The organism is Blastococcus sp. CT_GayMR16, assembly GCF_004570875.1.
Taxonomy (GTDB): domain Bacteria; phylum Actinomycetota; class Actinomycetes; order Mycobacteriales; family Geodermatophilaceae; genus Blastococcus_B.
On sequence record NZ_SPQK01000032.1, the window covers coordinates 16,499 to 28,147 of the forward strand.

The 11,649-nt window shown below is 72.1% G+C and carries 13 protein-coding genes; 6 read left to right on the plus strand and 7 right to left on the minus strand.

The window, feature by feature from the left end:
• Positions 1-62: 62 nt before the first annotated feature.
• The 6 genes from E4P38_RS21835 to E4P38_RS21860 all read right to left on the minus strand — a co-directional run bounded on the left by E4P38_RS21835 (position 63) and on the right by E4P38_RS21860 (position 3,851).
• Positions 63-356, minus strand: a complete 294-nt coding sequence (locus tag E4P38_RS21835; protein ID WP_135134100.1) for a DUF1416 domain-containing protein — start codon at positions 354-356, stop codon at positions 63-65.
• A gap of 9 nt (positions 357-365) precedes the next feature.
• Positions 366-1,193: a sulfurtransferase gene (locus E4P38_RS21840; RefSeq protein ID WP_135134101.1), complete on the minus strand. Its 828-nt coding sequence runs from the start codon at positions 1,191-1,193 to the stop codon at positions 366-368.
• A 57-nt stretch (positions 1,194-1,250) separates the two neighbouring features.
• Positions 1,251-1,682, minus strand: a complete 432-nt coding sequence (locus E4P38_RS21845; RefSeq protein ID WP_135134102.1) for a DUF4395 domain-containing protein — start codon at positions 1,680-1,682, stop codon at positions 1,251-1,253.
• 148 nt (positions 1,683-1,830) lie between these two features.
• On the minus strand, positions 1,831-2,271 hold the full coding sequence (locus E4P38_RS21850; RefSeq protein ID WP_135134103.1) for a thioredoxin family protein: 441 nt from the start codon (positions 2,269-2,271) through the stop codon (positions 1,831-1,833).
• A 37-nt stretch (positions 2,272-2,308) separates the two neighbouring features.
• Positions 2,309-2,998 carry a DUF2993 domain-containing protein gene (locus E4P38_RS21855; protein ID WP_135134104.1) on the minus strand — a complete coding sequence of 230 codons (690 nt, stop codon included), beginning with the start codon at positions 2,996-2,998 and terminating at the stop codon, positions 2,309-2,311.
• 10 nt (positions 2,999-3,008) lie between these two features.
• Complete coding sequence (locus E4P38_RS21860; protein ID WP_135134105.1) at positions 3,009-3,851, minus strand: hypothetical protein; 843 nt, start codon at positions 3,849-3,851, stop codon at positions 3,009-3,011.
• A 244-nt stretch (positions 3,852-4,095) separates the two neighbouring features.
• Between E4P38_RS21860 and E4P38_RS21865 the strand changes: the two genes are divergently transcribed.
• The 6 genes from E4P38_RS21865 to pstB all read left to right on the plus strand — a co-directional run bounded on the left by E4P38_RS21865 (position 4,096) and on the right by pstB (position 10,006).
• The gene (locus tag E4P38_RS21865; RefSeq protein ID WP_135134106.1) at positions 4,096-4,842 is read left to right on the plus strand and encodes a response regulator transcription factor; all 747 of its coding nucleotides are present in this window, start codon (positions 4,096-4,098) and stop codon (positions 4,840-4,842) included.
• 22 nt (positions 4,843-4,864) lie between these two features.
• On the plus strand, positions 4,865-5,746 hold the full coding sequence (mshD, locus tag E4P38_RS21870; RefSeq protein ID WP_280791107.1) for a mycothiol synthase: 882 nt from the start codon (positions 4,865-4,867) through the stop codon (positions 5,744-5,746).
• 195 nt (positions 5,747-5,941) lie between these two features.
• Positions 5,942-7,054, plus strand: a complete 1,113-nt coding sequence (gene pstS, locus E4P38_RS21875) for a phosphate ABC transporter substrate-binding protein PstS (RefSeq protein WP_135134108.1) — start codon at positions 5,942-5,944, stop codon at positions 7,052-7,054.
• A 127-nt stretch (positions 7,055-7,181) separates the two neighbouring features.
• Complete coding sequence (pstC, locus tag E4P38_RS21880) at positions 7,182-8,126, plus strand: phosphate ABC transporter permease subunit PstC (RefSeq protein ID WP_135134109.1); 945 nt, start codon at positions 7,182-7,184, stop codon at positions 8,124-8,126.
• The gene (pstA, locus tag E4P38_RS21885; protein ID WP_135134110.1) at positions 8,126-9,202 is read left to right on the plus strand and encodes a phosphate ABC transporter permease PstA; all 1,077 of its coding nucleotides are present in this window, start codon (positions 8,126-8,128) and stop codon (positions 9,200-9,202) included. The genes pstC and pstA overlap by 1 nt, the downstream gene beginning before the upstream one ends.
• Before the next feature lie 24 nt (positions 9,203-9,226).
• Entirely contained in the window at positions 9,227-10,006 is a 780-nt protein-coding gene (pstB, locus tag E4P38_RS21890) for a phosphate ABC transporter ATP-binding protein PstB (protein ID WP_135134111.1), read from the plus strand.
• A 37-nt stretch (positions 10,007-10,043) separates the two neighbouring features.
• Here the strand turns inward: pstB and E4P38_RS21895 are convergent.
• Positions 10,044-11,649: LCP family protein (locus E4P38_RS21895; protein WP_135134112.1), on the minus strand; the 1,606-nt coding region annotated here is incomplete at its 5' end.

The following is an 11,649-nucleotide window of genomic DNA, read 5'->3' on the forward strand; positions in this document are numbered from 1 at the left end:
GGCGGACGCGACAGCGCCCGCCCCGGCGGTGCCGGAGCGGGCGCTGTGCGGTTCGGGTTCGGTCAGCTGATCGCGACCGTGGTCTCGTTCAGCCCGACGTCGGCCGACAGGACCTGCTCGCCCTTGCCGACCGGCGACAGCGAGCGAACCTTCCACTGACCCGGGGCGGCGAAGAACCGGAACTCGCCCTCGGGGCTGGTCACCACCTCGGCGGTGAACTCGTCGGTCGAGTCCAGCAGCCGCACGTAGGCACCCGGCACCGGGGCGCCGTCGTGCCAGACCGAACCCTGGATGACCGTCTGCGTGTTCAGGTCGACGCCGGCCAGCGTGCCGCCCTGCTTCGGTGCTCCGCACATGTCAGCTGCTCACTTCTCGATCGGGACGCCGACGAGCGAGCCGTACTCGACCCAGCTGCCGTCGTAGTTCTTGACATCGGACTTGCCGAGCAACTCGCGCAGCACGAACCAGGTGTGGCTCGAGCGCTCACCGATGCGGCAGTAGGCGATGGTCGCCAAGCTCCCGTCGTAGCCCTGCTCGGCGTACAGCGCCTCGAGCTGCTCGTCGCTCTTGAAGGTGCCGTCCTCGTTGGCCGCCTTGCTCCAGGGGATGTTCTTCGCGGTCGGCACGTGGCCGCCCTTCTGCGCCTGCTCCTGCGGCAGGTGGGCGGGGGCGAGGATCTTGCCGGAGAACTCGTCGGGCGAGCGGACGTCGATGAGGTTCTTCGTGCCGATCGAGGCGACGACCTCGTCGCGGAAGGCCCGGATGGAGAGGTCGGGGTCCTGGGCCTTGTACTGGGTGGCCGGGCGCGCAGGAGTGTCCTTCGACAGCGCGCGGCCGTCGAGCTCCCACTTCTTGCGGCCGCCGTCGACGAGCTTCACGTTCTCGTGGCCGTAGAGCTTGAAGTACCAGTAGGCGTAGGCGGCGAACCAGTTGTTGTTGCCGCCGTAGAGCACCACGGTGTCGTCGTTGCTGATGCCCTTGGCCGACAGGAGCGCCTCGAAGGCCTCCTTGTTGACGAAGTCGCGGCGCACCGGGTCCTGCAGGTCGGTCTTCCAGTCGAGCTTGACGGCACCTTCGAGGTGGCCGCCGTCGTAGGCGCTGGTGTCCTCGTCGACCTCGACGAAGACGAGCCCGGGCGTGCCCAGGTTCTCCTCGGCCCAGTCGGCGGTGACGAGCACGTCATTGCGGCTCATGGGATGTTCCTCCGGTCGGTGGTGGTGCGTGGTGTGGTCGGTTCGGTGTGCGAATGGTCAGGCGCGGGCCGGCAGGGCCCGCCGGGCGATCAGGTAGAGCTCGCAGCCGAGGCAGAAGCCCGTGGCCGCATTGAGCAGGGCCGCCACCAGCGCGAACCCGGTGGCGACGGCGCCGAGCACCGGCGCACCGAGCAGGTAGCCCGCCGCGCCCACGACGGCGAAGAGCAGGCCCACGAGCTGGGCGAAACGGGGCGGCGCCTCCGGCTCCCGCTCGCGCACCGGACCCAGCCGGGGCGCGACGACGACGCGGAAGAGGGCCCCGTACGGGGCGTACCGGAGACCGGCGAAGGCCCCGACGGCGAAGACGACCGCCTGGACCGCGACGAGCGAGCCGCTGCCCAGGACGAGCGAGACGGCGAGCACGACGGCGGTGATCCACGCGGCGAAGCGGGGACCCCGGACATCGACGAGACGGGGTGCTGCAGTCATTGCAGGAGTGACCTTCGGACGGCGGACAGGGCGCGTCTGGTCGGTCGGGACCGACCTCAGAAGGTCGGACAGAGGCAGCTGTCGACACGGCACAGATCAACTGTGCGTCGCGACGTCAGCAGGGTGCCCACGCCGCGAGAGTAGCCGATCACGTGCCCGCTCCGGCATGGGCGTCGACGAGAGCGGTCAGCTCGTCCGGGCGGGGAGCTCCGCTGCTGCGGCCGATCACCTGTCCGTCGCGGTCGAGATAGAACAGCGTGGGGGTGCGGCGGACGTCGAGCTCGCGCACCTCGTCGAGGTGGCTCTCGGCGTCGACGTGGACCACGGCCAGGCCCGGCCGGGTGGTCTGCAACTGCTGCAGGCGGGCCTTGGTGGCGCGGCAGGGACCGCAGAAGGCGGTCGAGAACTGGACGACGGTCAGGTCGGCGTCCGCGGGGCGGACACCGAGCCGGGCGAAGACGGCGTCACCGGTCACGGCCCCGCCTCCCCCGGTGGCGCGGACGGCGCCGTTCCGCGTGCGCAGCCACCAGGCCGCGACGGCGGTCAGCACCAGCGCGGCGACGACGACGGCCGCTCCGATTCCGCTCATTGCCGGAAGGAACCTCGGCGGTGCCGCCCGCTATTCCTCAGCCGCTGAGGACGGTGTCCTGCGCGGCGACCCGCACGTCCACGCCGTCCTCACCGGGCTGCACGTCGGTGAGCTGCAGCCCGAAGGGCAGCGGCGGGACGGCGTAGCGCAGGTCGAGCAGGTCGCTGACCCGCGTCACGAGGAACTCCGGAACGTCCACCCCGGCGCCCGACGCCCGGTCGACGTCGATGACGAGTTCGTTGCCGTCGAGCGCGACCGTGCCGGTGGCGGTGAGCGGGAACGTCTGCCCGAGCAGCTCCACGGTCTTGGTGATCCGCACCCCGTCGCCCTCGGGCCGCAGGGTGGCATCGCCGCCGAGCTGCGCCGACAGCAGCGCGTAGGAGAGCGTCGCCGTCCCGTCGATGCGGTCGACCGGGACCTCCGACACCGACCCGGACAGCACGCTGGACAGGGGCACGTGGACGCCGTGCAGGACGACGTCGGCCTCGGTGCCCGCGGGCTGGCCGAGCTCGTCGGCGGTCAGCGAGATGCGCACCTCGTCGTAGCGGCCGCCGATCGCCTGGGTCAGGAACGGGAACCCGGCGATGTCCACCTCGGGGGTGCCCTGGAGGCCGCCCTTGGTCGCCAGCTCGCTGCCCACGCGGTCCTCGGCGATGCCCACGGCGACCCGGTCGGCGAGGACGGCGAGACCCAGGAGCAGAAGGACGACGACCAGCAGCGCCTTCACAGCAGCGCCGTCACAGGACGCTCTGCAGGGCGAGGGCGACCGGACCGCACGCGGCCAGGGGGAGCACGCCCTGGATCACCGACAGCGCCCAGACCGGCGGCGCCTGGTCACCCGCCGGCGGATCGGCGGCGCCCGCCTCGACCACGAGGTAGCTCCCGACGAGGGACACCATGGCCGCCACCCCGCCGAGGACCGCGCCGTAGATGACGGCGTTCAACGGGTCGACCGTCCCGCTGACGTCGCGGCCGAGGAACGCCACCGCCGCCCCCGCCACGACGGCGAGCACCAGCCCGAGCAATCCGCACGGAACCCCCTCGGCCAGCTGCGGCCGCGGCAGCACGAGGTCGACCAGGTGCCCGACCACCAACGCCGCCCCCACCGCCAGCAGGGCGACCAGCGCCCGGCCGTGCCCGGCGTCGGTGCGGCCGAGCAGGAGAAGGGATGCCAGCGCACCGGTCACGGCGAGCAGCAGCGCCGCCCCCGCGAGCGAGGCGACCAGGTCGTGCCGGGGGCGTCGCAGCATCTGCTGGAGGACGGCGGCGAGGAATCCGACGCCGAACACGGCCAGCAGGGCGCCCATCGCCGGCCGCGCGGGGAGGACCAGCGCCAGGTCGGCGGCGACCGCCGCGGCGGTGCCCACGGTCAGCGAACCGGCGAACCCCTGCGTGCCGGTGACCAGCACCCACACGAGGACCAGGCCCAGCTGCAGCACGATGACCGCGGCCAGCCGGCCCAGGTCTCCCAGGAGCTCCGGCAGCACGACGAGGAGGGCGACGGCCCCCGCCGCGACGCCGGCGGCGGGCAGGTGGTGCGCCCGGGCCGGCAGCGCGGACTCCAGGGCAAGGGAACTCACGGGTCGATCGTCGCAGAAGCCACGCGTCCGATCCGCTCGACGAGCGGATCGGCGGCGCCACTCCCGGCGTGTCCGACCGGTCCGGCGAGGTCGGTGCCGTCCTCGGTTCGGACGGCCAACCGCCGAACTCCCGCCATGACGGGGTCATCGGCGACCACGTCGGTTATCCTGCCCTCTCACCTCGACAGCGCCGTCGTAGGTCCGAGGGCGACATCGGTCGTCCCCGGCCCCGTGAGGAGACGACATGCGACTCGTACTCATGACCGCGGCACGACAGGCGACGACCGAGGTGCTGCCCGCGCTGGGACTCCTCGCTCATCAGGTGCGCGTGGTCGCACCCGAGCTCTCCAGCCTGCTCGACGGCGACTCCGGGGACGTCGTCCTCGTCGACGCCCGCCACGACCTCATCCAGGCCCGCACCCTGTGCGGCCTGCTGTCCTCCACCGGCGTCGCCGCCGCGCTGGTCGCCGTCCTCTCCGAGGGCGGGCTGGTCGCGCTCTCAGCCGACTGGGGGGTCGACGACGTCCTGCTCGACACCGCCGGACCGGCCGAGGTCGACGCCCGCCTGAAGTGGGCCACCGCCCGCCGGGTGGCCGCGGCCACGCCCGCCGACGGCGCCGACGGCGGGGTCACCCAGGCCGGCGAGCTCGTCATCGACGAGCACAGCTACTCGGCCAAGCTGCGCGGACGTCCGCTCGACCTCACCTACAAGGAGTTCGAGCTGCTGAAGTACCTGGCCCAGCACCCGGGCCGGGTCTTCTCCCGCGCGCAGCTGCTGCAGGAGATCTGGGGCTACGACTACTTCGGCGGCACCCGCACGGTCGACGTCCACGTGCGGCGGCTGCGGGCCAAGCTCGGCACCGAGCACGAGGCGCTGATCGGCACCGTCCGCAACGTCGGCTACAAGCTCGACCAGCAGGTCGCCGACGCGACGGCCGCTGCAGCGCGGGCTGCCACCCCCGATCCCGCCGTCGACGCCGAGCTGGTCTGAGCAGGTCGGCCTGAGCAGCTCCCTGGACGCGCGCGACCTCGCCGAGGTCTCGGCGCTGCTCGCGTCGGCCACCGTCGCCGACGGCGTCCGCCCGCTGTCCGAGGAGTCGGAGCTCCGGCTCCGGCACGGCGGACCGGGCCACGACGTCCTGGTCCGGGACGGCGACTCCGTCGTCGGCTACGCCCGGCTGGACGACGGCGCAGCGGAGTTGGTCGTGCGCCCGGCGTCGCGGCGGCGGGGGTTCGGCACCGCTCTGCTGGAGCGCGTTCTCGAGCACAACGGCGATCGGGAGCTCTCCGTCTGGGCGCACGGTGACCTCCCGGGATCGGCCGAGCTGCTCGCACCGCACGGCTTCCAGCGGGCGCGGGTGCTGCTGCAGATGCGGCGCGACCTCGACGGCGTCGACCCCGACCCCCGGCCGGCCCTGCCCGACGACGTCCAGGTGCTGCCCTTCGTGCCCGGCCGCGACGAGGAGGCCTGGCTGCGGGTGAACGCCCGGGCCTTCGCCTCCCACCCGGAGCAGGGTGGCTGGACCGCCGAGGACGTCGCGCTGCGCGAGGCCGAGCCGTGGTTCGACCCGGCGGGCTTCCTGCTGGCCTGGCGGGGGGATCCGGACGACGGCGGCGTCCTGCTCGGCTCCCACTGGACCAAGGTGCACCCGGCCGGGGACGCCGCGGACGAGCCGGTCGGCGAGGTCTACGTACTGGGCATCGACCCCGATGCGCAGGGCCTGCGGCTCGGCCGCGCGCTGACCGACCTCGGCCTGGCGTACCTGCGCGGCCGGGGGCTCAGCCAGGTCCTCCTATACGTGGAAGAGGACAACGCGGCTGCCGTGCGGCTGTACGAGGGGCGCGGCTTCGCCCGCTTCTCCGTCGACGTCTCCTGGCGCCGCGACCCCCGCTGACGGCCCCCGCGCGAGGGCGGTTCACCCGTTGGCCTTACCGGCGCCGTCCGCCGGTGACGCAAGCCTCAGGGTGCGTTCATCTTCCGTTCACCGAGGCACCCGGATCCGTCCACTTCGGCTGCTTAGCGTCCTCACTCGTTCGACCTCACCTGCCCGGTCACGACGGCCGGGTTCCTTCAGTCGAAAGGCCCTGAGTTGAAGCTCAGCACCACGACGCGCGCCGCGGTCCTGTCCGCGGCCCTCGCCGGCACCCTTTCCCTCGCAGCGTGCGGGGCCTCCAACGAGGGTGCCAGCGGTTCGGACTCCTCCGGCAGCAGCGCCGAGGAGCTCAGCGGCGACCTCGTCGGCGCGGGCTCGAGTGCCCAGCAGGCAGCCATGCAGGCCTGGCAGGCCGGCTTCAACGCCGACCAGCCGGGCGTGAACTTCAGCTACGACCCGGTCGGCTCCGGCGGCGGCCGCGAGCAGTTCCTCGCCGGTGGCGTGGACTTCGCCGGCTCCGACTCCGCACTCGACGACGAGGAGCTGACGGCGGCCGAGGAGGTCTGCGGTTCCTCGGGCGTCTTCGAGCTGCCGAACTACATCTCGGCGATCGCCGTCATCTACAACCTCGACGGCGTCGCCGACCTGAACCTGTCGCCGGCCACCGTCGCAGGCATCTTCAACGGCTCGATCACGACCTGGAACGACCCGAAGATCGCCGCCGACAACCCGGACGCCACGCTGCCCAGCACCGCGATCACGGCCGTGCACCGCGCCGACAAGTCGGGCACCACGGAGAACTTCACCGACTACCTGGCCAAGACCGCCGGTGACGTCTGGACCGACGGGAAGGTCGGCGAGTGGCCGATCTCCGGCGGCGAGGCCGCCAACGGCACCTCCGGCGTCGTCGCCTCGGTGAGCGGCGGCCAGGGCACGATCGGCTACGCCGACGAGAGCCAGGCGGGCGACCTCGGCATCGCCAACATCAAGGTCGGCGAGGAGTTCGTCGCCCCGTCGGCCGAGGGCGCGGCCGCCGTGGTCGCCAACTCCGAGCGGGTACCGGGCCGAGGGGACTTCGACTTTGCCATCTCGGTGAACCGGGAGACGACGTCGGTCGACGAGTACCCGATCGTGCTGGTCAGCTACCACATCGGCTGTGTCGAGTACGACGACCAGGCGAAGGCCGACGCGGTCAAGGCGTTCGAGGCCTACGTGATCAGCGAGGAGGGTCAGCAGGCTGCGGCCGACGCCGCGGGCAGCTCGCCGATCTCGGCCGATCTGCGCGAGCAGGCGCAGACCGCGGTCGACGCGATCACGGCTGCGGGCTGACCGACCACCGGCCCCGCGCGGCCCGGGGCGTCCGCTTGGACGCCCCGGGCCGTCGCGCCGTGCCGGGAAGGGTCGACCCGACCGGCGAACCGTGGACAATCCCCGCACTGACCAGACGGAGCGATCGGTGACCACCACCAGCGCACCACCCGAGCCGCCGCGACCCAAGCGGCGCGTCGGCGACCGCATCTTCGCCGGCAGCGCCACCGGCGCCGGGATCCTGATCCTGGTCGTGCTGGCCGGGGTCGCGGCCTTCCTCGTCAGCGAGGCATGGCCCGCGGTGACCGCTCCCGCGGGCGACATTCCCGGCGGCGACGGGCTCACCGCCTACATCGCGCCGTTGATCTTCGGCACCCTCCTGGCCGCGGTGATCGCGCTCGTGGTCGCGACCCCCCTGGCGGTCGCGATCGCGCTCTACATCACGTACTACGCGCCGCGGCGCCTCGCCGCCGGCATGGGCTACGTCATCGACCTGCTCGCCGCCATCCCGAGCGTCGTCTACGGCTTCTGGGGCATCGCCGCCCTCGCCCCGGCCATGGTGCCGTTCTACGTCTGGGCGGAGGAGCACCTGAGCTTCATCCCGCTCTTCGCCGGCCCCGCCTCGGCCACCGGCCGCACGATGCTCACGGCCGGACTCATGCTGGGGGTGATGATCCTGCCGATCATCTCGGCCATCTCCCGGGAGGTGTTCAGCCAGGCGCCTGCCCTCCACCGCGAAGCAGCCCTGGCCCTCGGCGCCACCCGCTGGGAGATGATCAAGATGGCGGTCCTGCCCTACGGCAAGTCCGGTGTCATCGGCGGAGCGATGCTGGGCCTGGGCCGGGCGCTCGGCGAGACGCTCGCCATCGCGATCGTGCTGTCGGCCTCGGGCGGGATCACCTTCAACCTGATCTCCAACAGCAATCCCTCGACGATCGCGGCCAACATCGCGCTGAAGTTCCCGGAATCGACGGGCCTGGACGTCAACACCCTGATCGCCAGCGGCCTCGCGCTGTTCGTCATCACGCTCGCCGTCAACATGCTCGCCCGCTGGGTGGTCAACCGGCGCGCCGACTTCTCCGGAGCGAACTGATGACCACCGCTACCCAGCCCGCGCCGGGCGGCACCGAGCAGCAGGGCCTGGTCGAGCGCCACCGCCAGCTCCCCCGCTTCGCTCTTGCCGGTCTCTTCGCCGTGGGTGCCGTGGTCGGTGTCCTCGCCTCGGTGCTCACCGGCTTCAACCTCGTGCTGGCCGTCATCTACGCCGTCGTCCTCGGGACTCTGTCGGTGTACGTGGCGTCCCGGTCCGTCGAAGGCAGCCGCAAGGCCGTCGACCGGCTCGTGACCTGCGTGGTCACGACAGCGTTCGCCGTCGCGATGGTCCCGCTGGTGTCGCTGATCTGGACCGTCCTCGGCCGCGGTCTGCGCCGGCTGGACGGCGAGTTCTTCAACTCCTCGATGCTCGGCGTTGTCGGTGAGGGCGGCGGGGCGTACCACGCGATCCTCGGCACGCTGATCATCACCGGTCTGACCGCGCTCATCTCCGTGCCGATCGGCCTGCTCACCGCCATCTACATCGTGGAGTACGGCACCGGCCGGCTGAAGAAGGCGATCACGTTCCTCGTCGACGTGATGACCGGGATCCCGTCCATCGTGGCCGGCCTGTTCGCCTTCGCCCTCTTCGCGATCTTCTTCGGCCCGGGCGTGCGGCTCGGCATCATGGGCGCGACGGCGCTGTCGGTGCTGATGATCCCGGTGGTCGTGCGGTCCTCGGAGGAGGTCTTGAAGCTCGTGCCCAACGAGCTGCGGGAGGCCGCCTACGCCCTGGGCGTGCCCAAGTGGCGGACGATCGTCAAAGTCGTCATCCCGACCGCCATCGCCGGCCTGGCGACCGCCGTGACCCTGGCCATCGCCCGGGTGATCGGCGAGACCGCTCCCCTGCTGATCACGGTCGGGATCATCAACGGCACGAATCTCGACCCAATCGACGGCCGGATGGCCACGCTGCCGGTGTTCGCCTACTACCAGCTCACGCAGCCGGGCTTCCCACCGGAATTCGCGATCGACCGGGCCTGGACGGCGGCCCTGATTCTCATCATCCTGGTCATGGCGCTCAACGTCGTCGCCCGCCTGATCAGCCGCTTCTTCGCCCCCAAGACCGGTCGCTGACCGGTTCGACCTGGAGGAACTCCTGTGGCCAAGCGCATCGACGTCTCCGACCTCGACATCTACTACGGCAACTTCCTGGCCGTGCAGGGCGTCAACATCTCCATCGAACCGCGCAGCATCACCGCGCTGATCGGGCCCTCCGGCTGCGGGAAGTCGACGTTCCTCCGGTCGCTCAACCGCATGCACGAGGTCATCCCGGGTGCCCGGGTCGAGGGCAAGGTCGTCATCGACGGCCAGGACCTCTACGGCGCCGACGTCGACCCGGTCGACGTGCGCCGCCAGATCGGCATGGTGTTCCAGCGGCCGAACCCCTTCCCGACCATGTCGATCTACGACAACGTGGCGGCGGGCCTGCGGCTCAACGCCAAGAAGGTGAAGAAGGCCGAGCTCGACGACCTGGTCGAGCGGTCTCTCAAGGGCGCCAACCTCTGGACCGAGGTCAAGGACCGCCTGAACCGGCCGGGCTCCGGGCTCTCCGGTGGCCAGCAGCAGCGGCTGTGCATCGCCCGCGCGATCGCCGTGGAGCCCGAGGTCCTGCTGATGGACGAGCCGTGCTCGGCGCTCGACCCGATCTCCACGCTCGCCATCGAGGACCTGATGACGGAGCTGAAGGAGCGCTTCACGATCGTCATCGTCACGCACAACATGCAGCAGGCCGCACGGGTGAGCGAGTCCACCGGCTTCTTCAACCTGGCCGGTGTCGGACAGCCCGGCCGGCTGGTCGAGTTCAACCCGACCGAGAAGATCTTCAGCAACCCGGACGAGAAGGCCACCGAGGACTACATCTCCGGCCGCTTCGGCTGAAAGAGGACCCCGCTGCGCTCCGGAGGAGCGCGATGTTCTAGCAGCTGACCGGCGCCGCGGTGGTCGGCTCCGGGACGGTGGTGTCGGCCGGAGCCTCCTCGACGGCGGGTGCGCCGATGGTGACCGGGACGACGGCCGAGTAGCCGGGTCCGATGACCAGTTGGACGGCGTCCCCGATGGAGTCGCTCGGCTGCAGCACCGAACCGGGCACGGACGCGGCCACGGTGCGGGCCGCCTCGAGGACGTTCGGTCCGTACCGGACGACGCTCTCGTTCACCGTCCCTGCCTCGTTGCCGAGGGCGCCGACCACGAAGCCCTGAGCGCGCAGCTGGTCGGCGACGGTCGCGGCCAGCCCGGTCGTCGCGGTCCCGTTGAGGACGTCCACGGTGACCGCCGCAGGCGGAACCGTCAGCGCCTCCGGGGTGGCCTCCGGTGCGACAGGAGCCTCGGCGACCGGAGCGGCCGGGTCCTCGGCGGTGCTGTCCACGGCCGGCTCGTCGTTGCCCGTCGTGAGCTCCTGGGGGACCGGGCTCCCCTCGATCATGGCGTCGAAGAGGTTCCGCGTACCCGTGCGGTCGAGCAGGACGTAGGCCTGGTCGGTCCCGGCCGGCACGTAGCCCACCTGCGCCACCGGCAGCCCCGCGCGCTGCACCGCGTCGCCGGAGAGATCGCCCAGCGATCCGGCCAGGATGCGGAGGTCGCCGAGCGTCGTCTGCTCGTCGACGGTCAGCGCGTCGGCGGCGCGGTTGAGGAAGCGGGTCAGCGTGAGCGGATCCGCGATCGTGCCCGTCGACATCGCGGCCCGCAGCGTCGAGGTGAGCAGCCGCTGTGCCCGCTCGGCGACCGCGGCACCGGTGACGTCGGATCCGGTGTCCCCGGGCTGCAGATATCCGGTCGCGGCGTCCCCGGTGAGCTGGGACAGCCCGTCGGGGAGCGGCCGGGCGGCTGCGTCGGTGGCTGCCGACGGGATGACGCAGACGGGCACGCCGCCGAGCGCGTCGATCATCCCGGGCAGCCGGGCCAGATCGACGTCCAGGTAGTGGTCGACCCGGAGGCCCGACAGCTGCTGGACGGCACGGACCATGCACGACGGCCCGCCCTCGAGCAGCGACGACGCGAAGGCCTCGGTGACCGGGCCGCGGAGCGAGCCGTCCGGTGTCCGGCACTCCGGAGTGTCGACCAGGGCGGTGGGCGGGAAGCTGACCAGCACCGCACGGTCGCCCTCGGCGGAGACCGAGGCCAGCAGGGTGGCGACCGACGCCGCCCCCTCCTGGCCCGGGATGCCGCTGCCGACGACGAGGTAGTTGTCCGCGCCGGCCTGCAGTCCCGGGGCCAGCACCTCCGGGCCGTCGGTCGCCAGCGCGTCGACCCGGTCGATCTTCTGGTCGACGTAGAAGTACAGGCCGAGGTGGTAGAGCAGGACGACTCCGACCACCGCGGCCAGCGCCATGAGGACGCGGCCCAGCCGGCGCCGTCCAGGGCTCACGGGCGGGCGTTCGGGGGTGTGCGGGTGCCGTCGTCGCCGGCCCTCGGGGGGCGGGCCCGGCGGCGTCGCCAGCCCGGGGAGCGGCGGGATCGGCCCGCTGCGACGCGAGGGCCGGCTGTCGGGCTCCCAGGACGCGGGGAGACGGGCCGGTCCGGGC